Raw genomic sequence first — 22026 nt, 5'->3', positions numbered from 1 at the left:
CCTCCTTCGCGGGTTTTACGCAGGAACGGGGCCAGTTGCCGTTTCAGCGAGGCCGCGCAAGTCGCCGTGCAGCGGCGAGACCTGCACCGGATTCCGAAAGACATTTTCTATTAGTATCGCGACGTGATCGCCAGCAATGGCAAGAAACTTTGACGAAGCGCGATCGAATCACGCCGCCTCATCGTCCGAGCGATGAATCGCGATGCCTTCCATCGGGTCCGGCTCCGCACGCCACGGCGCGCGGTCGATCATCCGTTGCGCGTCCAGATAGCCTGCTTCCCAACGTCGTCTGATACCGTCCGCCGAGAAATCGATGTCTTTGTGCAGGTCGTCGCGATCGAGCGTGGGCGCATCGAGTTCGATCACCTGAATCGTCGTTCCGCAGCCCCAGCCGAGCAACTCCTTGACGACAGGCGTTTCGAGTTCGTCACCGGACATGTGCTTGCCGAGTTCGCGAATCACGTGACGCAATCTGTGAATTTGCCGTTGTCGTTCGAGATGACTTTCAGCGCGGCTCGAGTACTGTATGTCGCGCTGCCGGCTCATCGCCTCTGTGATCGACGCAGGTTCGCCGCCATGTTCAGGCCACAACTGAACCGTGAAAATCACCGAACTGAGGCGCGGCCGATCGTCGAGCACCGCTTCGAGCGGCGTATTCGAATAGACACCGCCATCCCAGTACGCGTCGCCGTCGATGCGCACCGAAGGAAAGCCCGGCGGAAACGCGGCCGATGCCATGACGTGCTGCACATCCAGCGGTCCATCGCGATTGGTGAAATAGCGCATCTGACCGCTGCATACGCCGACCGTGCCGACCGTCAGCCGCGTCTCCTTGCGGTTGAGATAGTCGAAGTCGATCAGCGACATCAGCGTTTCGCGCAACGGCTCGGTGTGATAGAACGCGGCCTGCCCGGTGCCGACGGGCGCTTGCAGGCCGAGCCACGCATAGGGCCGCGGCGTGAAGAAGGAGGGGATGCCGTGCGTCATGATCGACAGGCTGCGCAGCCACGGTTCGTAGCCCGGCATCCGCGATGTCCACGCATCCATCAGATGGACCAACGGTAAGCCCGTGAGCCATGCCGGTGTGAACGCGGCGAGCCAGCTTGCGGCGTGCGTTTCTTTCCACGTCACGCGCTCCCAGAAATCGTGCAGGCGCGTCATGCGGTCTTCGCGACGATTGCCCGCGATGATCGCACCGTTGATCGCGCCGATCGACGTGCCGATCACCCAGTCCGGTTCGATTCCGAGGTCGTGCATGGCCTCGAAGACGCCAGCCTGATAGGCGCCCAGCGCGCCGCCACCCTGCAGGACCAGCACGATCTGAACATCGATTTCGTGGCGCGTGGACTCGTGAGCCACGTCCACCGCCTCACGCGCATGCTTCGATGCAGCATTCGTCGGATTGTTTTTCGCCATTGTGTCTCTCCGTTCCTGGCCCGCGACCAGCATCAGGACATTTCGCTGCCCCTCGAAGGTTTCGCGATGTCCTCGTAATTCTCCGTGTTGATGTGCGTGATTCGATATTCGGGATGACCTTGCTTCCCATGCACTTTCCGGGTTAGGGCGCGCTAGCTGTGGCCGGGCTTCGGCTTCCGACACCAAATTAATATCGTTGTAAATCATTGACTTGCTGTCTACCCGCTAACGCGTTGTCGTTCCTTCATTACGCGCGCTGACCGGCGGCAGCGTCTTGGAATTTGATCACGCGGGTAGGCGCCGCGCGGGTTCTGAAGTGACACGATTCTTTCCATGAACGGGGAATGCAAGAAGAAGTGTCACGCCGGCGAGCAGAACGATTCCCAGGCCGATCAGTCCGTATTCGGCGTTGCCCGTCTGCGTCTTGATCCAGCCGACGAACGCCGGGCTGACGAAGCCGCCGGTGCCGCCCAGGCTCGTGATCATCGCGATGCCGCCAGCGGCGGAGGAACGCGGCAGGAACGTTTGAGGAATCGTCCAGAACACGACGAAGCTGCCATATGACGCAGCGGCCGCGAGCGCGAGCAGCCCGACGCCGAGCGGCACGTTGTGGCCCGCGAGCGGCAGAAGCGCGAATGCGATTGCCGTGACCGCGCCGCTCACCGCGACATGCCAGCGCCGCTCCATGGTGCGGTCGGAATGCGAGCCGACGATATACGTGCCGAGCGCCGCCGCGACGAACACGAGCGCCGAAAGCAGGCCCACGTCGAGCAGGTTGCTCACGCCCAGATCGCGGATGACCGTCGGCGCCCAGAAGCCGATGGCGTTGAATGGCATCATCACCGCGAAGTACACGAGCGCCGCGAGATAGACGCGCGGGTTGGCGAGCGCGCCGCGCAGTCCGTCGAGATGGCTGGCGTGCTTCGTCTTTTCCTCCGCGAGCAGGTCGCCTTTCACCAGGGCTTTCTCGTCATCGGAGAGCCAGTGCACGTCCGCGGGCGCATCGCCGAGCGCAAGGTACACGACGATGCCCAGCACCACGGCAGGCAGGCCTTCGAGCAGAAAGAGCCATTGCCAGCCGGGAAGGCCCGCCACGCCCGCGAGGCGCGTCATGATGAAGCCCGACACCGGACCACCGACGATGCCCGCGACGGCCGTCGCCATCATGAAGAACGCGGTGACCCGCGCACGCCGCGCGCCGGGGAACCAGCACGAGAGATAGAAGATGATGCCGGGAAAGAAGCCCGCCTCCGTCACGCCGAGCAGAAAGCGCATGACGTAGAACTGCGTGGGCGTGCGCACGAACATCATGAGGCTCGACATCACGCCCCACGCGAACATGATGCGCAGGAGCGTGCGGCGCGCCCCGATGCGCTGCATCCAGAGATTGCTCGGCACCTCGAACAGCACATAGCCGATGAAGAACAACCCCGCGCCCAGGCCATAGGTCGCCTCGGAAAAGCCGAGATCGTGCATGAACTGCAGCTTCGCGAAGCTGATGTTGACGCGATCGACATAGCTCACCACATAGCAAAGAAACAGCAGCGGGATGAGCCGGAAGAAAATCTTGCGGTACGTGCGCTCGACGTCGGCGGGAGAGAGTTCGCTCGCAGCCGGCGTGTCGGCGGGGGAAAGCTTGTGCATGATCGGATCGTCTCGCGGAAATAAGCCGGAATCGATGAGGCGCGGCATCGGCCGCGCCCGCGGAAACAGCGAGGCGTGGCCTCACTATCCATCCATGACCGCGTTCGTGCAAGGCTCGACTTCACCCGCGTGTCCGGCGTGCGCATATGGCTGCGGAACGGGCCGCGCGAGCGCGTCTCCGGCGCGCACGCCCTGACCCTGCGGCAGCACGAACAGTGGATTGATATCCAGCTCGCGCAGATGATCTTCGAGATCGAGCGCCATGTCCGACAGCGCGACGAGGGTATCGGCGAGCGCGTCGATGTCGGCGGCGGGCTTGCCGCGCGCCCCCAGCAGCATCGCATGGGCGCGCAGCTCGCGGATCATCGCGTGCGCATCGTCGTGCGTCACGGGCGCGAGGCGAAACGCCACGTCCTTGAGCACTTCTGCATAGACGCCGCCGAGGCCGCACATCACGGCCGGTCCGAACGATGGATCGTTCTCGATGCCGACGATGATTTCGACCGCATCGCGAATCTGTTTCTGTAGCAGCACGCCCTCGATGCGCGCGCCGGGCACATGATGCCGCGCGCCGGCGAGCACCGCGTCGAACGCTTCGGCGAGCATGGCTTCGTCGCGAATGCCGACGCGCACGGCGCCCGCCTCGGTCTTGTGCGGAATGTCGGGCGACTGCACCTTGACGACGAGCGGAAAGCCGATCGCGCGAGCCGCCGTGAGCGCGTCGTCGCGATGATGCGCGAGCGCGCTTTTCGGGGCATCGATGCGGTATGCGCGAAGCAGGCTCTGCGCCGCATGCTCGGTGAGATCGCCCGCGCCTTGCGTGAGCAGGGCGGCGACGTGCGGCACCGGACGCCGTGTGGGGCGGGCCGCATGGCGTGACCCGGCGCGCGCGCGTCGCGCCAGTGCATACGTGGACAGCGCGGCGAGGGCGCGGGCGCATCGCACGGGTGTCGGAAAGAGCGGCACGCAGGCGTCTTCCATCACGCGGTACGCTGCGCTCGCCATGTCGCGCCGTGCGTTCCAGGCGACCATCATCGGCTTCGTGGTTGCGCGGTAAACACGCGCGATCGCCTCGGCCATCGCGTGCGCGACCTCGCCGCTCGCCGCCGCTGCCATGATCGCGATCGAGTCGATGTTCGGATCGTCCGCGATGAACTGCAGCGTGTCAGCGAAGATGCGTGGGTCGGCGAGAATGCCCGCCGTCAGATCGACGGGATTGTCGAGCGACGCGAACGCCGGCACGAGCGGGCGCAGGCGGTCGAGCGTGTCGCGTGTGAGGGCGGGCATCGACATGCCGTTCTGCGCGCAGACGTCGGTGGCGAGAATGCCCGCGCCGCCCGAAAGCGTCACCACCGCGACGCGCGCGCCCTGCGGCAGCCGCTGCATGCCGAAGGCCTTCGCATAGTCGCAGAGATCGGCGATGTCGCATACTTCGATCACGCCGGCCTGGCGGAACGCCGTCCTGTAGAGCGCGGACGCGCCGCCGAGATTCGCCGTATGCGAGGCCGCCGCCTTCGCGCCGTCGGGCGTGTTGCCGACTTTCCACGCGAGGATCGGCTTGCCGGCGTCGAGCGCGCGCCGCGCCACGCCGACCAGGCGCCGCGCGTCCTTGAGTCCTTCGATGTAGGCGGCGATCAGCGAGGTTTCCGGATCGTCGATGCAGGCGTCGACGAGATCGAGCAGGCTCACATCAGCTTCGTTGCCGGTGGTGATGAAGTGGCGCAGGCCGATGCCGAGCTCGTCGGCCATCAGCAGCAGCGCGCAGCCGAAGCCGCCGCTCTGCGAGATCAGCGAAAGATTGCCGCTGCGGTACGACACGCCGAAGGGCGCGCCGAATCCCGCGTAGACATGGCCGCCCGTGCTGACCAGCCCCTGGCAGTTGGGGCCGATCACGCGCATGCCGAAGCGCCGCGCGATCTCCGTGCATTCCCGCTGGAGCGCCGCGCCCGCGTCGCCCGCTTCGGCGAAGCCCGAGCTGTACACGATCGCGTAGGGGACGCCGCGCTCGCCGCACTCGCGCAGCATCTGTGGCACGCGCTTCGCCGCGACGAGGATCAGCGCCAGATCCGGCGTAGCGGGCAGCGCGGCGACGCTCGGGCTGCATGCGACGCCCTCGATCTCCGCGTACTTCGGATTGACGGGGTAGAGCGCGCCGCGATATCCGTGCTGCATGAGAAAGCGCATCGGCTGGCCGCTGATCGAGCGGGCGTCGTTCGATGCGCCGACGATTGCGATCGAGCGCGGATTGACGAGACGTTCGATCGAGAGTTTTGGATTGTGATTCATGGCGGCTCTCCTCACGCGGCGCGGGCGACTTCGTTGCCGGCGCGCATGTCACGCGCCGCCGCGGCGCGCTTCAGCGTGATCTTTGCGATGTTCAGCTGATGGATCTGCGTCGTGCCTTCATAGATGCGAAACGCGCGCACGTCGCGATAGAAGCGCTCCACCGCATTGCCCGACAGATAGCCGCGGCCGCCCAGCATCTGCACCGCGCGGTCCGCGACGCGGCCGCACATTTCCGAGGCGAACATCTTGCACATCGAGGCTTCGAGCGTGACGTCCTCGCCGGCGTCGCGTCTGCGGGCGGCATCGAGGATCATCGAGCGGGCCGCGAAAATCTCCGTCTGCGATTCGGCGATGAGCGCCTGAATCAGCTGGAATTCGGCGATGGGCCGTCCGAACTGCTCGCGCGTCATCGTGTAGGCGACGGCTTCGTCGAGCATGCGCATGGCCGGCCCCGTGCACAGCGCCGCGAGATGGATGCGCTGCTTGTTGAGCACTTTCATCGCGGTCCGGAAGCCCTGTCCTTCCACGCCGCCGATCAGATTCGCGGCGGGCACGCGGCAGTCGCGCAGGATCACGTCGCCGACGGGCGAGCCCGCCTGACCCATTTTTTCGTAGGGCTCGCTCGTCGAGAGACCCGCCATCGAACGTTCGACGATGAACGCGGAGATGCCCGCCGCGCCCGGCTTCGACGGATCGGTGCGGGCCATCACCGTGAACACGTCCGCGATGGGCGCGTTGGTGATGAAGCACTTGCTGCCGTTCAGGATGTAATGGTCGCCGTCGCGGCGCGCGCTCGTGGCAAGCGCGGTGGCGTCGGAGCCGGCGGCGGGCTCGGTGAGCGCGAAAGCGCCCGTCAGTTCGCCGGATGCGAGGCGCGGCAGATAGCGGCGCTTCTGCTCGGGCGCGCCGTCGGCGACGAGCGCTTCCGAGCCGATGCCCGTGTTCGTGCCGACGCGCGCGCGAAATGCGACCGATGCCTGCGAAAGCGCCATCGCGCCGCGCACCAGTTGCTCGGTCGTGAGGCCCGCGCCACCGAATTCGCGCGGAATGCTCCAGCCGAAATAGCCGAGCGCGCGCATCCGCGCGACGAGATCGGGCGGCACTTCGTTGCTGTTTTCGACTTCGCTTTCGCGCGGGATCGCCTCGTCCCGCACGAAGCGTTCTACTCCCGCGAGTAGTGCATCGAAAGCTGAATCGTTCTGCGTCATGTCTGTCTCCGCCATGTGGATCGATGTGTGAGGACACTATCGGGCAGGGCGGGCGGCGAAAGCGTACTTGTTCGACTATGCTGAACAGAGTTTGGATATGCGGAACGGTTTGGGCAAAATGGCCGGCATCATTGAGGAGAAACCCGTATATGTCCCGCGATGCGTCACACATGGACCCGCCGACGGGTGACTATGCCGACTCGAAAGTGCGCTACGAGCCGGACGAATTCGAGGGCGATCGCCAATTCGCGACGACGCTCGCACGCGGGCTCGACATCCTGCAGTGCTTCACGCCGCGCGAGCCGCAGCTCGGCAATGCGGAGTTGGCCGCGCGCACCGGAATGACGAAGGCCACCATCTCGCGCTTCACCTACACGCTCACGCGGCTCGGCTATCTGCGCGTGAATCGCCTCAACAACAAGTTTCAGCTCGGCTCGGCGGTGCTCTCGCTCGGCTATCCGCTGCTCGCGAGCCTCACGGTGCGGCAGATCGCGCGGCCGTCGATGAGGGAGCTCGCCGATCAGGTGCGCGGCTCCGTGTCGCTCGGCATGCGCGACCGGCTGAACGTCGTATACCTGGAAAGCAGCCGCAGCGCGACGCCGCTCGGCTTGCCCGCGGACATCGGCCTGAGTTATCCGATCGTGCGTACCGCGATGGGGCGCGCCTTGCTCGCCGCCATGCCGCTGGAGCGGCGCGAGGCAGTGTGCAACGAAATCTCGGTCAAGACGCCTGGCGACTGGACGACGTTTCGCGAACGCGTGATGGCGAGCATCGAATCGTTTCACCAGCGCGGGTTCTGCGCGTCGTACGGCGACTTGCGCCGCGAAGTGCACGCGGTCGCCGTGCCGATGAAGCCTTCCGCCGACGGCGAGATACTGGTGTTCAACTGCGGCGTGCCGTCGTATCTTTTGAAAGAAGGGCAATTGGAGGGCGACATCGGGCCGCGTCTGGTGTCGATGGTCCGCGCGCTCGAAGGCGCAATGGGCATTTATTAGTCGCGCCCCGACCGGCGCTGACCTGCGCGTCACGGAGGCGGGACCGAGACGAAGAGTTTCGAGACATACGTCGGTGCCGCGATCACAGATGTGCGGTTACTGAAAGAAAGTCTGCGGCGCGTGCTCTCGGCTAGTCGGTTCCGGAGCGCAGCAGCATCTCTCACCGCAAGTAAGCTTGTCGCGGGAAAACATCAGTCTAAATTGCCGAATCGGTAATCGTTACTTATTTAGACTTTGCATTTTTCTCATTGCGACGAAGGTGACTGTGACTCACGCAACTTGAAAAACAGTAGAGCAATCGGCGCAGAGACCATCCGAACCGAAATATCTCAGTGCGAATGTACCGTCAGATAAGAAGAATCTCATTCCGCGCTAACGATTGCGAAAAGGTCAGTTGTCTATCGCAAACGTTTACCCTGTGTAACTAAATGTTGCAAAGTCCGATCTGTAATCAGACAATTCGTTCGCGCCTTCATTGACAGCGCGACGAGCAAGTCGAAATTACTCTCTGGACTGCCGCTATGAACACCACCTCCGACCTCAGTGCTATCCGCGAATTGAACATGTCCTACCTCATGCTCGCGCGACGCGTTCTGGCATCCGACCGGGAAGCGGCACAGTCGCATTTGGGTCTCTCGGCGGACATGGCGGATCTACTATTGAAGCTCTCGCCGGAGCAGACGCTGAAGCTCGCATCGTCGTCGCAAGTGCTGTGCTTCTTCCGCATGAGCACGGATGCGATGCTCGGGGGCCTCGCCGTTCGCAGCAACGAAGCCGCGGCGTCGGCCGTCGCTAACGACGTCCTTCTGGCGGCCTGAAGATGACCACGACCACGCCTTCGAAGAGCCTCGCTGAGGAAGCTGCTCAGGTCATGCGTGCCATCGCGCTGATCAAGCTCGGCGCGCGCATGCAAGTGCTGGAATCGGAAATCCCGACGATTTCGCGTGAACGGCTCATTCGCCTGTATCGCGAAGTGAAGGGTGCATCGCCGCCGAAGGGCATGCTGCCGTTCTCGGAGGACTGGTATCTGACGTGGGCGCCGAACATTCATACGTCGATGTTCGCGAACGTCTACGCCTTCCTGGAAGCGAACAGCAAAGGGCTGGACCGCGTGGATCTGCTGACTCGCGCGTACTCGCTCTATGCCGAGCATTTCGACATGATCGGCGAGCCATTGCAGATGGACCTGACGCGCGCCTGGACATTCATCCGTTTCAAGGACGCCGGGATCCTTCGTCTGGCTGGCTGCACGCGTTGCCGCGGCAAGTTCGTCGCGCACGCGCATGAGCCGTCGCACACGATGGTCTGCGGCATTTGCCAGCCGCCGTCGCGAGCAGGCAAGACGAAGCTGGCCGCGAAAGCAGCGCTCGAGCGCGACGCCGCGTTGCAAGCACAGGCCGCCTGACCTCCTATCGGCGCGCGGCCTTCGGCACGTTGAAGAGCCGCAACAATTCATCCCGCACGTCCGAGATGTCGAGCACGTGTTGCGCGCGCGTAAGTGCCACGTACAGCAGCCGCATCTCGTCCTCGTCCAACGTCAGCCGACCGTCGACCGTCTTGAAGCGGAAGTCATTGACGATCCGCACGCGCTTCCATTCCAGTCCCTTCGCCCGATGAATGGTCGAGATGACGTAGTCAGCTTGGCCCTCGGGCGTCCGACGTTGAGCGAGCGCACGCAAATAGTCCGTGCCACGATCGTCGACGATCTCCACGACAGGCAGCAAATCGCGGCCGACCGCGCTGCGCGCGAATGCTTGCGCCTCATTCCAGTTTTCAAACAACGATAGAGCGGTCGGCCGAAAAGCCCGCCTTCCGTTGAGCAGCTGATCAGCGCCGTCGGCAAAGGCGACGACCTCGCTGGGGTTCATGCGAAGTGCCGGGCGATGCCCCATCTCGATGCCCGCCGCAAACTGCCAGATGGCCGTGGCGTTCTTGCGGCACAGCACCGCGTCCACGGGCGGCTGAACGGACGGATCTTCGACCATGATCGAGCCGATGCTCGGCTGGCCTCGGATAGGGATTGCCTCTCCGAGTAATGCGAGCACGCGGCTCGCGAGTCCTGCGAAGGTCGGACCGAAACGGAAAGATTCAGTCAGCGGCCGCTCTGGCGCATCAATTTGCGCCATTGCGTTGACTGCGCCGCGCCACTCATAGATTTGCTGATACGGATCGCCCACGTAGATCTTCTGTGCGTGCCGTTGCCGGGCAAGAACCGACAGCATGATGCCGTCACTGTCCTGCGCCTCGTCGAATAAGATGAAGTCGGCGTTGATACGCGGATTGGATTGCGCCCACACCTTCAGATAAACGTCAGGCTGTATCGCCTTCAGGCCGCGCGGGTTAATGCTTTCCGCCCATAGCCGCCCGATGCGGGGTACGAGTTGCTCGCGAAGCCAATCGGCCGCATCGTCGCGGATCTTCTCGTCGACTGATAGGTGGAAGGGCTGCGGCGCATCATCGGCGGACCGACAAAAGCGGCCGAGACCGTCTACGATCATCCGGCCGATTTCGAACGGATCGACCTTCGCGTTCTTTCCTGTGATGGTCGGCACTTCGATAGGGCCGAACCCATATCGGGCGGCCAGCTCGTGTGGCGGCTCGGATGGCAGATTGATGCGCGCGGTCAGCCACGCGGGCGCACTCGCGTATGCCAGTGAATGAACGGTGCGGGATGAGACGTTGGCCGGAAAGCCGCGTCTCGCCGAGTCCGCGATTTCCTTGTTGAAGGCCAGATAGCTGCCCCGCTGGCCAATGAGCTGCTGAGCGACGAGCCGAAGCGTCGAAGTCTTGCCTGCGCCCGCATACGCTTTGACCTTCAGATCGCCGCCGCCTTTCGCGGCTTCGACAACGGCTTCTTGTTCCGCCGTGGGTTTGTATGCCTTGGCCACCGATCGCTCTTCCAACGAAAAGAAACAGTGTGCCGCAAGTTCGACCGACGGGTGCCGGTGCGGCCGCCGTGCGCGCTGCTATGTTCGAATAGCCGGTGGCGAGCGGCGAGTCCAGGTCGTCTCAACGCCTTAGACGAGCATATCGATTTTACATGAGGCCAATGATCATCTTTTATATCGTAATCCTAAATATAATCGCCGATTGGCAACCGTGACTTGGCGTGCACATGAGCAACCGCAGCGCGCGAAGATTAAACCGGTTCTTCGAGCGGCGTTCTGTATGGAGAGCAGGGGTTACCGGAGGTGCGCCGCGCCTGCCAGCGCAGTTTGGCGGCCGCCGACCGCGAACCCGCTCCAATCGCTCGCGCGCGTCCACGTGTACGTAGCGCGGCGCCCGTTCAAGCTAGCCGTCCGCTTGGCGCAAGATGGCTTCGAGCAGCGGCGCGTCGTCGGGTTCGAGCCGCCAAATACTTATTAGCGTGGGAAATTCGAAGAGCCCATGCGCTGAGGAACACGGACGGGCATCCGACGGCTCAATCGGCGACGATGCGTCCCGTAGAATCCGAGGGTCATCCGGCGGCCGATCTGCCTTGTCGCTGAAACCGATACGGACAAGCTATGGAAATCAAGTGGATCGAAGACTTCATCGCGCTCGCGCAGTATCAAAGCTTCTCGCGGGCGGCAGAATTTCGCAACGTGACGCAGTCCGGGTTCAGCAGGCGGATTCAGTCGCTTGAGCAGTGGGTCGGCGCCGACCTCATCAACCGAAGCAGCTTTCCTCCTACATTGACGCCCGCGGGTCAGCTCTTTCGCGAAGCGGCCGAGGACATCATCGAGAAGCTCTTCGACACGCGCGCCATCATCCGCACCGAGCAGCGCATTGCCGGCAAGGGCGTGCAGATCGCCGCCGGCCATACCATCGCGCTCAACTTCCTGCCCGCGTGGCTGCGTGCGCTCGCTGCGCATTTCGACGAAGTGCGCGCCCGCGTCATTCCGGCCAATGTCCACGATTCGATCCTGATGCTCGTCAACGGCAATTGCGAATTGATGTTCGCCTATCATCATCCCGAGCTGCCGCTGCATCTTGACCCGACGCGATACGAGTACCTCACCGTGGGCACCGACACCTTCATGCCGGTCTGCAAGCCCAATCAGCGAAGCGCGCCCGCATTCCGCCTGCCCGGCACGAACGAACGTCCTTTATCGCTCATCTCCTACACGGAGACCAGTTACTTCGGACGCTGCCTCGCAGTCCTGCTCGCTCACGCCCGCTCGACGCCCGCCTTGCGGCTTCATTACGAATCCGACATGGCGGAAGTGGTCAAGAAGCTCGTGCTCGAAGGCGAGGGTGTCGCGTGGCTGCCGAGAAGCTCCATCCTTGCCGAACTCGACGCCGGCGATCTCGTGCCGGCCGGCACGGCGGAATGGCAACTCGAAGTGGAGCTTCGGGTGTATCGGGATGCGTCGAACCACAGCGAATTTCTGGATTCGCTCTGGCGTCACCTCCGTGCCGCTTCCGGTGCCGCCGGATAGGGTTGTCCCGCGTTATGCGAAACTCGCATAACCATATGCAGGAGTAGCATTCACCTTTTTTCCAGCTTCCCTAAGATTCCGTCCAGACACAAAAGCGCCGCTGAATTCGCGGCGTCTTTGCCAGCCCCCGAGCGCGCAGCGGCCGCGAAAAGCGACCCTGACGTCGCCATCCTTGGACGGAGACAAATGAAAAATCGACTCACCCTTTATATACTCGCCGGCATGGTGCTCGGCGTGGCTGTTGGCTACGTCTGCCATCGGACGGCTGTGGATGCGGCGCAAGCCAAGGAAATCGCGGGCTACTTCTCGATCATCACGGATATCTTCCTGCGGCTCGTCAAGATGATCATTGCGCCCCTGGTTCTGGCCACGCTCGTCTCCGGCCTCGCCGGCATGGAAGGCACGAGCGATGTGCGCCGAATCGGCTTGAGGTCGATTGGATGGTTCCTGAGCGCGTCGCTGTTTTCGCTTGCGCTCGGCCTCTTCCTCGCGGACCTGTTTCAGCCGGGCGCAGGATTGCACATGACCCAGACGAGCGCCGACGTGGCGACCGGCCTCAACACTAGCGGCCTCAACTTCAAGGACTTCGTGACGCACGCGTTTCCCACCAGCATCCTCGATGCGATGGCGCGCAACGACATCCTCCAGATTCTGATCTTCTCCGTGCTGTTTGGGATCGTCCTGAGCGTGATCAAGTCCGACCCGCGCGTGGCACCGCTGATCGCGGGCATCGATGCGCTCGTGCCCGCCATGTTGAAGCTGACCGACTACGTGATGCGCCTCGCGCCGCTCGGTGTCTTCGGTGCGCTCGCCTCCGCGATCACCGTGCACGGGCTCGACGTGCTGATGACCTACGGCAAGCTCATCGGCAGCTTCTATGCCGGTCTCGCCCTCTTGTGGACCGCGCTCATCCTGGTGGGCTATGCATTTCTCGGCAACCCGATCTGGGCGCTGCTGAAGGCGATCCGGGAACCCGCGATGCTCGCGTTCTCGACGGCGAGCAGCGAGGCCGCGTATCCGCGTCTCACCGAGAAGCTCGAGGAGTTCGGCGTCGACAAGAAAGTGGTGGGCTTCACCTTGCCGCTCGGATACGCGTTCAATCTCGACGGCTCGATGATGTATCAGGCGTTCGCCGCGATTTTCATCGCCCAGGCGTTCGGAATCGACATGCCGCTCGGCACGCAGATTCTGATGCTGCTCGTCCTGATGGTCAGCAGCAAGGGCATGGCCGGCGTCGCGAGAGGCTCGGTGGTCGTGGTCGCGGCCGTGGCACCGATGTTCCATCTGCCGCCCTCGGGCGTGGTGCTGATCCTCGCCATCGACCAGATCCTCGACATGGGGCGCACGGCGACGAACGTGATCGGCAACAGCATCGCCACGGCGGTCATCGCAAAGTGGGAAGGCAAGCGCGCAGTCCGCGAAGAGCAAGTCGCGCAGACGGTCGCGTTCGGCCAGCTCGAAGGCGAGACGAAATGAGCGAGGGCAATCTGACGAGCGTGCGAAAGTTCGGCGTGGTGGGCGGACTCGGGCCGCTCGCGAGCGCAGACGTCTTTTTCAAGCTGATCAAGTCGATGCCCACTGCGAGCGACGGCGAGCATTTCGACGCGATCTTCGAGCAACATCCCTTCCGGAGCTCCGATGCCGGCCGCGATACGTTGACGCAAAGAAAGCTGTACATCTTCAATATGATGAACAGCTTCGAGAAGCGCGGCGTGACTACGGTCGTGCTCCCTTGCTTTCTCAGCCACACTTTCATCGATGAGCTGAAGGCCAACTCGCCCTTGCAGATCGTCGATATGGTCGAAGCGGTCCGCAGTCATGTACGACGGAAGTTTCCGGCCGTTCGACGGATCGGCGTGCTGGCGTCCGCCTACGCGCGGCGCAAGGGACTCTTCGAATCGTATTTCGCGGCGCCCGAGTTCGACGTGATCCATCCGCGTCTGGCGGAAGGGCGCGACCTCGTCAACGAGGCCGTCTACGGACCGAACGGCGTGAAGAGCGGCACGCTGCGCGGCCGGCCAGTCGAACTGTTGCGGGAGGCCTGCGAAGACCTCATCGCGCAAGGCGCCAATGTCATCGTGCCTGGCCTGACGGAGATCGCGCTCGTCGCCGAGGACATCGGCCCGCTGCGGGTCCCGCTGGTGGATTCGAACCTCGTTTATGCGCAATACGTCGTGTCGGGCCAGTACGGGTCCCCGGAAACGCTCTTCAAGGTCGGCGTGGTCGGCGGAGTCGGGCCGGCGGCGACGGTCGATTTCATTCACAAAATCGTGCGCGCAACGCCTGCGAGGCGCGACCAGGACCATATCAAGCTGATGGTCGAACAGAATCCGCAGATTCCGGACCGCACGGAAAATCTGGTCGGCAACGGTCCCGACCCGACCATCTCGCTCTATGCGACCTGCAAGAAGCTCGAAGCGGGGGGAGCGGACATCATCGCCATCCCGTGCAACACGGCCCACGCATTCGTCGAGCGCATTCAACCCTATCTCGCCGTTCCTATCGTGAACATGCTGACCGTGACCGTGCGATATCTTCGCGAGACGTTTCCGGCACTGCGCGCGGTGGGCGTTCTGGCGACGTCGGGTACGGTTGCAAGCGGCGTCTACGAGAGAGCGCTCGAATCACAGGGCTTGCGGCAGATCGTTCCGGGCCCCGCCTTGCAGGCGCGCGTGATGGCGGCGATCTACGGCAAGGAGGGCGTGAAAGCCGGCTTCACGACCGGAGCGTGCCAGGAGGATATCGCCGCCGCGATCGAGGGCCTGATCGCCGAGGGTGTCGAAGTCATCATCCTGGGATGTACCGAATTGCCGCTCCTGTTTCCGCGGACTGACTTCACCGGGGCAGGCGGCGCGCGCGTACGGCTCGTCGACCCGACCGATGTGCTTGCAAGACAGTGCGTGACGTACGCGAGCGCGACGCCGCTGCTGCCCGAAGCAACCTAGTTCATCCAATCGATATCGCTGACTGTCCTGCGCACGATGTGCGCCGGATGACTCCGTTCGTCAGTGTCAATTCGCATTTGAAATTACATAGGAATCCATATGTTAGCACTCACCGAACGCATCGAACACGACCTTCTCGGCGACCTCGCCGTGCCCGCCGTGGCGTACTATGGCGTTCACACGCTGCGCGCGCTCGACAACTTCCCGATCACGGGTATTGCCATCTCCGCTTACCCGAATCTCGTCAACGCATTGGCGAGCGTGAAGGAAGCAGCCGCGCTCGCGAACTACGACCTGGGATTGCTGAGCGAACTCAAGATGCAGGCCATCGTCCAGGCATGCAGGCAAGTGCGCTCCGGCACGGCGCACGACCACTTCGTCGTCGATGTCATTCAGGGAGGCGCGGGCACCTCGACCAACATGAACGCGAACGAAGTCATCGCGAATCTCGCGCTCGAACATCTCGGACATCAGCGAGGCGAGTACGGCGTCCTGCATCCGAACGAGGATGTGAATCTCGGGCAGAGCACGAACGATGTCTACCCGACCGCCCTGAAGATCGCGACTTATACGGGCATCATGCAACTCGTCGAGGCGATGGGCGTGCTGCGCGCGTCGTTCGAACGCAAGGCGCAGGAGTTTAGCAACGACCTGAAAATGGGCCGCACCCAGCTTCAGGATGCGGTGCCGATGACGCTCGGGCAGGAATTCAGCACGTTTGCGGTCATGCTCGGCGAAGACGAAGAGCGGCTGAGGGAAGCCGCGAAGCTGATCTGCGAGATCAACCTCGGCGCAACGGCGATCGGGACTGGCATCAATACGCATCCGGAGTATGCGCAGCTCGTCTGCCGGCATTTGAGCGACGTGACCGGCATTGAACTCACGACGTCGCCGAACCTCGTTGAAGCGACGCAGGACGTTGGCTCGTTCGTGCAGTTGTCCGGTGTGTTGAAGCGCGTCGCGGTCAAGCTCTCGAAGACCTGCAACGACCTTCGGCTTCTTTCGAGCGGCCCGCGCGCTGGACTCGGCGAAATCAACCTGCCGCCGGTGCAGGCCGGCTCCAGCATCATGCCGGGCAAGGTGAACCCGGTCATTCCGGAAGTCGTCAACCAGATCGCATTCGAAGTCATCGGCAACGATGTGACGGTCAGCTTTGCGGCGGAGGCGGGCCAGCTTCAGCTCAATGCGTTCGAACCCATCATCGCGCATAGTCTCTTCAAGAGCGTCGCTCATCTGCGCGCGGGATGCCTCACGCTCGCGTCGAAATGTGTCGATGGCATCACGGCCAATCGCGACCGGCTGCGCTCGATCGTCGAGCAATCGATCGGCATCGTGACCGCGCTCAATCCGTACATCGGCTACACGCACTCGACCGAGGTCGCGAAGGAAGCGCTCGCGTCGGGGCGCAGCGTCGCGGAGATCGTGGTCGAAAAGGGGCTCCTGAGCCAGTTGCAGCTCGACGAGATTCTGCAGCCCGCCATGCTGACGCAGCCCAGAAAAATCTCGTCTGCCGCGTAAGGAAACACCCGGCGGGGCGCTCGGCTGAATCGCGGCGTCCCGTCTTTTGCGCTGTCCAATCAACGGAGGAGAAGGAAATGAGCATCAAGACTATCGTGCAAGGCGCAATGCTTGTCGCAGGGCTTGTCGTGGGTGCGAGCGCGCTCCATGGAACGAGCGCTCTGGCCGCAGATGCGGCGCCGGACGCGACGACGGCCGCCCTGGCTGCGACGCCGCGCATTCTCGTGCTGGCGACGGGCGGGACGATATCCGGGACGGCTGATCCGCGCTCGGCGATCGGCTACAACTCGGGCAACGTGCTGGGCCAGGATCTCGTGCGTGGCGTGCCGGGCATCGAGAAGCTCGCGAATATCAGCGCCGAGCAGATATCCAATGTGGGCTCGCAGGACATGAGCGACAAGATCTGGTTTCAATTGGCGCACCGGATTCAGGAGGCGTTCGATCGGAACGAGGCGGATGGCATCGTGATTACGCACGGCACGGATACGATCGAGGAGACCGCGTTCTTCCTGCAAAACGTGCTGCGCTCGGATAAGCCGGTGGTGCTGGTCGGCTCGATGCGTCCCGGCGGTTCGACGAGCGCCGATGGTCCCGGCAATCTCTATGAAGCGGTGGAAGTGGCGGCGAGCCCGAAATCTCAGGGGCGCGGCGTGCTGGTCGTGATGAATGACCAGATTCACGGGCCGCGCTGGATCACGAAGACCAACACGACCGCGGTTCAGGCGTTTGCTTCGCCGAATGCGGGCGCGGTCGGCTACGTGGATCCGGCAAGCGTGCGGTTTGTCACGCCGCTGCCTCAAACCGCGCGCAACGTGCTGGGCTTGCCGGCGAATGGTGCATTGCCGCGCGTCGAGATCGTGTATGCGCATAGCAACATGGACGGAATGCAGATCGACCACGCGATCAGCGATGGCGCAAAAGGCATCGTGCTGGCAGGCGAAGGCGATGGCGACGCGTCGAAGGAAGCGCTCGCTGCGCTCGACCGGGCGGCTAAAAAGGGAATCGTGGTGGTCCGCTCGACGCGCGTAATGTCGGGGTTCGTGAACAGAAACGTGGAGGTCGATGATGACAAGAGCGGTTTCGTCGTGTCGCTCGACCTGAACCCGCAAAAGGCCCGGTTGCTTACGCAGTTGCTGATTGCGAACGGTGTCACTGATTCGCATAAGGTACAGCAGGCGTTTAGCGGAACGTGGTGATCGGCGCGGTTGCGCAACTCGCGGATCGCGAGGCCTTCGCAAGGTGGCTCGCGCCGCTGCGAGCCTCGGAATGGTTCGTGTATGCCGAGCGTCCGTTTGCCGGTCCTGAAGCGGTGCTCGGGTACCTGTCACGCTGCACACATCGCGTCGCCATCTCCAACCAGCGGTTGCTCGCCTTAGACGAGCGTGGCGTGAGCTTCCGTTGGAAGGACTACCGCGAGAACGGTCGCACCCGGCACAAGGTCATGACGCTCGAGCCCGGCGAATTCATGCGCCGCTTCCTGCTCCATGTGTTGCCTATCGGCTTCCATCGAATTCGCCACTATGGGGTAAGTGTACTTTCCGGTTCGAGCGGCGGCGACGTGTTCCGAAGCGCCGGCATTCGCTAGGAAACAGCGTCCGGCCAAGGCGCGATTTGTTGCAGCGCTTCGTGTGACCATTGGAGGCTGAGTGGGAGTTCTGCGCTGGCAGTCGTTGCGCTGACGCCAGCCCCAGCGTTGCAAGACGCCCGCTGTACGGTCAAAATGCGCGTTGCGAAGGCATTGGGACTAGCCGCGCTTCGATGACCTCCACGCTTCGATTGAGCTCTCCGTCGCGTCCAGCTTTTGTCTCGCCGGGTAGGCGTTAAACCAACAAACCGAGCAGCGCGCTCGTCGGCCACTCTCCAGGAGGATCGTGCCGCTTAACCTCAATCCCGTATTCCCGGGTAACAGCGAGATGTCGCGGCGAATGCGCGAGCTCGACTGGTCGCGCACGTCGCTTGGCGACCCTGACGGCTGGCCACTGCACCTGCGTAGTGCGCTCAGCCTGTGCCTAACATCGCGGATTCCCGTCGTCATGTACTGGGGCGAGGACTTCAATGTCCTTTACAACGACGCGTACATCTCATTCCTCGGCGCTGATAAGCATCCACGGTTCCTTGGCGCGCCCGCGCGCGAATGCTGGCGTGAGATTTGGCCCACTATCGGACCTATGCTGCGGAGCGTGGTCGAGACTGCGGAAGCGACCTGGTCCGAGGACCTGCTGATGTACTTCGCGCGACGCTTGCCAGCTGAGGAAGTGTACGTTCGCTTCAGCTTCGGCCCAATCGTGTCGCCGGACGGGGCGCGTGTGGACGGCATTTTTTGCCCGTGTACGGAGACTACGGATCGCGTCATCAGCGAGCGCCGGATCGACTTGCTGCGGCAACTGGGTCAACGCCAGGCCGGGGCACGGCGGTCGACGGAGGTGGCGCGCAACGCGCTCAACGCGCTGGCCAGAAACCCGCACGACATCCCTTTTGCGGCGGTGTATCTACGAGAGTCCCAAGCGGCGCAGGCTCGCCTGGTCGGAAGCATCGGACTCGACGATGCGACTGCAAACGGGTTGCCGACCGAACTTTCGATGATGACTGACGCGCACGAGCAGAACGCGCTGGATGTGTCATATCGCCCCGTGCAGCAAGTGCTAGCCGTACCGATCCCCGGCGCATCTCGCGACGACGCCCTCGGGCTGCTTGTCTGTGGCATCAGTTCCCACCTGGTGATGGACGATGACTATCGGTCGTTCCTCAACTTGGTAGCGACCAGCATCGGCGGCGCGCTGGTTGAAGCCGAAGCCTATGAGGCCGAGCGGCGGCGTGCCGAGGCGCTCGCCGAGATTGATCGCGCCAAGACGACCTTTTTTACCAACGTCAGTCACGAGTTCCGGACACCGCTCACCTTGATGCTCGGTCCGCTCGAAGAAGCGCTCGCGGGCCTCGACGGCCGTCCCGAGCAGCCCTTGGTGGCCTCGGCGCAGCGTAATGCAGAGCGGTTGCTCAAATTGGTCAACACGCTGCTTGAATACGCGCGCGTCGAAGGCGGTCGTGCCAGCGCGACGTTTGAACCCACCGACGTGCCGTTGCTCACAGCCGAACTCGCCAGCACCTTCCGCTCCGCGTGCGAGAAGGCGGGGCTCGTACTGGATGTGGACTGCCCGCCGCTCGCGCAGCCGGTCTACGTTGATCGCGACCACTGGGAGAGGATCGTCCTCAATCTCGTTTCAAACGCCTTCAAGTTCACTTTGGAAGGTTCGATCATGGTCGCGGTCCGGACCTCTGATGACGGCAACGGCGCTGAACTGCTGGTGCGCGACACCGGCGCGGGGATTCCGCCGGGGGAACTGCATAAGTTATTTGGGCGCTTTCAGCGCATCGAGGGCGTGCGCGGGCGCAGCTTCGAGGGAAGCGGTATTGGTCTGGCGCTCACGCATGAGCTGGTCAAATTGCATGGCGGCTCCATCGAGGTTGAGAGCTCCGAGGGTCGCGGCACCCAGTTCACCGTCCGCTTGCCCTTCGGCAAGGCACACCTCGCCCCGCAGAAGGTGCGTGAGATACCGCAGGCGCCGCACCGGCCTTTGCACGCGGCAGCTTACGTGGGCGAAGCGCTGCAGTGGCTGCCATCCAGCCGTGACGATGCGCCAGCCGGCAGCGGGGAGGAAGAGTTGCAGTCCGCTGCCGAGATGCGCGCGCTACGGCCGGACGCGCATCGCATCTTAGTTGCCGATGACAATGCCGATTTGCGTGCCTATCTTCAGCGATTATTGAGCCCTCACTACGCGGTAACAACGGCCGTCGACGGCATCGATGCGCTTCACAAGGCGTTTGCCGCACCGCCCGATCTTGTGCTTACCGACGTGATGATGCCGGAACTAGACGGATTCGGTTTGCTCGCGCGATTGCGCGCCGATGAGCGCACTCGCACCATTCCAATTCTCCTCTTGTCGGCGCGTGCCGGTGAGGAAGCGCGAATCGAAGGATTGGCCGCGGGGGCCGACGACTACTTGGTCAAGCCGTTCTCGGCTCGGGAACTGATGGCGCGGGTGAGCGCGCATCTCGCGACTGCGCAGCTGCGCCGCGACGCTGATCAGGCAGTGCGGGCCAGCGAGGCGCAGTTTCGTGCATTGGTGACGGCCACATCCGACATCATCTTCCGGATGAGCCCGGACTGGATGCAATTGCGCCAACTGTTGGGCCAGAATTTCATCGTCGACACGCTGGAGCCGAGCGACGCTTGGCTGACGCGCTACATCCCTCTCGACGAGCGCCCGCGAGTCATGTCCGCCGTCGAAGCCGCGATACACGCCTGCTCTCCCTTCGAACTCGAGCACCGGGTTACGCGCGTTGACGGCACCATCGGTTGGGTGTTCTCGCGTGCGATCCCAGTGCTTCAAGACGGCGTTATCGTCGAGTGGCTTGGTGCAGCGAGCGACGTGACGGCGCGCAAGCAAGCCGAGCAAGCGTTGCTCGATGCAGACCGGCGCAAGGACGAGTTTCTCGCCACGCTTGCGCACGAGTTGCGCAATCCGCTCGCTCCGATCCGTAACGCGTTGCACCTTTTTAGCCTTACTGGCGACGACGTGCCCCCGTCCGCCCCGCGCGAAATGCTCGAGCGCCAGGTCAATCACATGGTGCGCCTGGTCGATGACCTGATGGAGGCTTCTCGCATTCGCAGCGGCAAGCTTCAGTTGCAACGCGCACCTGTTGACCTGAACGAGGTCGTCCGGACTGCGCTTGAGACAAGTAAGCCGCTGCTCGACCGCGGTCGTCATTGCGTGACAGTCCGCGCGACCGAGCAGCCATTGGTTGTGGATGGTGATGAAGTGCGACTCACGCAGGTCATCGCTAACCTACTCAACAACGCAGCGAAGTACACTGACGCTGGAGGTAGCGTCGAGGTGGAGAGTCGGCGCGAAGGCGAATGGGCCGTCGTCGACGTTCGCGACAGCGGTGTCGGATTGTCGCCCGAGCAACTGCCTCGACTTTTCGAGATGTTCGCGCAGGTCGACACAGCGCACGCGCGATCCGGCGGTGGGCTCGGCATCGGCTTGGCCTTGTCGCAGCGCCTCACGCAAATGCACGGTGGCAGCGTCTCGGCGCACAGCGATGGTCTTGGGCAAGGAAGTACGTTCTCGGTTCGACTGCCGTTGCGGCACGCGAGGAGTAGAGCGCTGAGCAGCACAGAGCAAGATGGCCAACATGCTCTCGGAGGCCTGCGGGTTCTGGTCGTCGACGACAACCACGACGCCGCTGATAGTCTGGGTATGCTGCTGAGCGCCCTCGGCACCGAAGTGCGCGTCGTGTACGACGGAGCATCGGCGCTTGCGAGCGCCGCAGAGTGGACACCATCGGCGGTCGTACTCGACCTCGGCATGCCTATTCTGGACGGCTGGGAGGTCGCGCGACGGTTTAGGCGTGACCCCGCACTCAAGGACATCAAGTTGATCGCACTTAGCGGCTGGGGCCAGGACGAGGATCGCGAACGGACCGCATCCGCCGGCTTTGATCACCATCTCGTCAAGCCGGCAGACTTCAGTTCGCTGCAGAAGTTGCTCGCGTCGATACAGGGAAATGCGATGACCAATCGCTAAACCGCTAA

At 63.2% G+C, this 22026-nt stretch carries 14 protein-coding genes and 1 pseudogene; 10 read left to right on the top strand and 5 right to left on the bottom strand.

Annotated elements, in window-relative coordinates; all coding sequences use genetic code 11:
• Window positions 1-168: 168 nt before the first annotated feature.
• From AWB70_RS10965 to AWB70_RS10950, 4 genes are all read right to left on the bottom strand, one after another.
• Window positions 169-1416 carry a patatin-like phospholipase family protein gene (locus AWB70_RS10965; protein WP_053570273.1) on the bottom strand — a complete coding sequence of 416 codons (1248 nt, stop codon included), beginning with the start codon at window positions 1414-1416 and terminating at the stop codon, window positions 169-171.
• A gap of 285 nt (window positions 1417-1701) precedes the next feature.
• On the bottom strand, window positions 1702-3060 hold the full coding sequence (locus tag AWB70_RS10960; protein ID WP_053570333.1) for an MFS transporter: 1359 nt from the start codon (window positions 3058-3060) through the stop codon (window positions 1702-1704).
• Window positions 3061-3144: 84 nt separating this feature from the next.
• Window positions 3145-5346, bottom strand: coding sequence for an acetate--CoA ligase family protein (locus AWB70_RS10955; protein ID WP_063786712.1), 2202 nt, complete (start codon window positions 5344-5346; stop codon window positions 3145-3147).
• A gap of 11 nt (window positions 5347-5357) precedes the next feature.
• Window positions 5358-6554, bottom strand: coding sequence for an acyl-CoA dehydrogenase family protein (locus AWB70_RS10950; protein ID WP_053570275.1), 1197 nt, complete (start codon window positions 6552-6554; stop codon window positions 5358-5360).
• A 149-nt stretch (window positions 6555-6703) separates the two neighbouring features.
• Between AWB70_RS10950 and AWB70_RS10945 the strand changes: the two genes are divergently transcribed.
• The 3 genes from AWB70_RS10945 to flhC all read left to right on the top strand — a co-directional run bounded on the left by AWB70_RS10945 (window position 6704) and on the right by flhC (window position 8954).
• On the top strand, window positions 6704-7549 hold the full coding sequence (locus AWB70_RS10945; protein ID WP_198066133.1) for an IclR family transcriptional regulator: 846 nt from the start codon (window positions 6704-6706) through the stop codon (window positions 7547-7549).
• A 521-nt stretch (window positions 7550-8070) separates the two neighbouring features.
• Window positions 8071-8367, top strand: coding sequence for a flagellar transcriptional regulator FlhD (locus AWB70_RS10940; protein ID WP_014193240.1), 297 nt, complete (start codon window positions 8071-8073; stop codon window positions 8365-8367).
• 2 nt (window positions 8368-8369) lie between these two features.
• Entirely contained in the window at window positions 8370-8954 is a 585-nt protein-coding gene (gene flhC / locus AWB70_RS10935) for a flagellar transcriptional regulator FlhC (RefSeq protein WP_045457304.1), read from the top strand.
• Window positions 8955-8958: 4 nt separating this feature from the next.
• On the opposite strand, the gene AWB70_RS10930 is transcribed toward flhC, so the two are convergent.
• Window positions 8959-10437: a 3'-5' exonuclease gene (locus tag AWB70_RS10930; protein ID WP_053570277.1), complete on the bottom strand. Its 1479-nt coding sequence runs from the start codon at window positions 10435-10437 to the stop codon at window positions 8959-8961.
• A gap of 618 nt (window positions 10438-11055) precedes the next feature.
• On the opposite strand from AWB70_RS10930, the gene AWB70_RS10920 reads away from it, so the two are divergent.
• From AWB70_RS10920 to AWB70_RS10890, 7 genes and pseudogenes are all read left to right on the top strand, one after another.
• On the top strand, window positions 11056-11970 hold the full coding sequence (locus tag AWB70_RS10920) for a LysR substrate-binding domain-containing protein (RefSeq protein WP_053570278.1): 915 nt from the start codon (window positions 11056-11058) through the stop codon (window positions 11968-11970).
• Between the two features lie 186 nt (window positions 11971-12156).
• On the top strand, window positions 12157-13446 hold the full coding sequence (locus tag AWB70_RS10915; protein ID WP_014193236.1) for a dicarboxylate/amino acid:cation symporter: 1290 nt from the start codon (window positions 12157-12159) through the stop codon (window positions 13444-13446).
• Window positions 13443-14915 (top strand): cysteate racemase, encoded by a 1473-nt coding sequence (cuyB, locus tag AWB70_RS10910; RefSeq protein ID WP_053570279.1) that lies wholly within the window; start codon window positions 13443-13445, stop codon window positions 14913-14915. The genes AWB70_RS10915 and cuyB overlap by 4 nt, the downstream gene beginning before the upstream one ends.
• A 99-nt stretch (window positions 14916-15014) precedes the next feature.
• Window positions 15015-16433, top strand: a complete 1419-nt coding sequence (aspA, locus tag AWB70_RS10905; RefSeq protein WP_053570280.1) for an aspartate ammonia-lyase — start codon at window positions 15015-15017, stop codon at window positions 16431-16433.
• A 77-nt stretch (window positions 16434-16510) separates the two neighbouring features.
• On the top strand, window positions 16511-17629 hold the full coding sequence (locus AWB70_RS10900) for an asparaginase (RefSeq protein WP_053570281.1): 1119 nt from the start codon (window positions 16511-16513) through the stop codon (window positions 17627-17629).
• 5 nt (window positions 17630-17634) lie between these two features.
• Window positions 17635-17961, top strand: a pseudogene (locus AWB70_RS10895) (transposase); the annotation flags it as partial.
• Window positions 17962-18304: 343 nt separating this feature from the next.
• Window positions 18305-22018, top strand: a complete 3714-nt coding sequence (locus AWB70_RS10890; protein ID WP_235024211.1) for an ATP-binding protein — start codon at window positions 18305-18307, stop codon at window positions 22016-22018.
• Window positions 22019-22026 lie beyond the last annotated feature (8 nt).

Source organism: Caballeronia cordobensis, from assembly GCF_001544575.2.
In the GTDB taxonomy this organism is placed as follows: domain Bacteria; phylum Pseudomonadota; class Gammaproteobacteria; order Burkholderiales; family Burkholderiaceae; genus Caballeronia; species Caballeronia cordobensis.
Note: the sequence above shows the minus strand (reverse complement) of the source record. Positions and strands in the feature narration are given on the sequence as shown.

Bases quoted from the DNA above. Each gene is read 5' to 3' on its own strand.
- AWB70_RS10965 (WP_053570273.1), bottom strand. From the start codon at position 1,416: ATGGCGAAAAACAATCCGACGAATGCTGCATCGAAGCATGCGCGTGAG.
- AWB70_RS10960 (WP_053570333.1), bottom strand. From the start codon at position 3,060: ATGCACAAGCTTTCCCCCGCCGACACGCCGGCTGCGAGCGAACTCTCT.
- AWB70_RS10955 (WP_063786712.1), bottom strand. From the start codon at position 5,346: ATGAATCACAATCCAAAACTCTCGATCGAACGTCTCGTCAATCCGCGC.
- AWB70_RS10950 (WP_053570275.1), bottom strand. From the start codon at position 6,554: ATGACGCAGAACGATTCAGCTTTCGATGCACTACTCGCGGGAGTAGAA.
- AWB70_RS10945 (WP_198066133.1), top strand. From the start codon at position 6,704: ATGTCCCGCGATGCGTCACACATGGACCCGCCGACGGGTGACTATGCC.
- AWB70_RS10940 (WP_014193240.1), top strand. From the start codon at position 8,071: ATGAACACCACCTCCGACCTCAGTGCTATCCGCGAATTGAACATGTCC.
- flhC (WP_045457304.1), top strand. From the start codon at position 8,370: ATGACCACGACCACGCCTTCGAAGAGCCTCGCTGAGGAAGCTGCTCAG.
- AWB70_RS10920 (WP_053570278.1), top strand. From the start codon at position 11,056: ATGGAAATCAAGTGGATCGAAGACTTCATCGCGCTCGCGCAGTATCAA.
- AWB70_RS10915 (WP_014193236.1), top strand. From the start codon at position 12,157: ATGAAAAATCGACTCACCCTTTATATACTCGCCGGCATGGTGCTCGGC.
- cuyB (WP_053570279.1), top strand. From the start codon at position 13,443: ATGAGCGAGGGCAATCTGACGAGCGTGCGAAAGTTCGGCGTGGTGGGC.
- aspA (WP_053570280.1), top strand. From the start codon at position 15,015: ATGTTAGCACTCACCGAACGCATCGAACACGACCTTCTCGGCGACCTC.
- AWB70_RS10900 (WP_053570281.1), top strand. From the start codon at position 16,511: ATGAGCATCAAGACTATCGTGCAAGGCGCAATGCTTGTCGCAGGGCTT.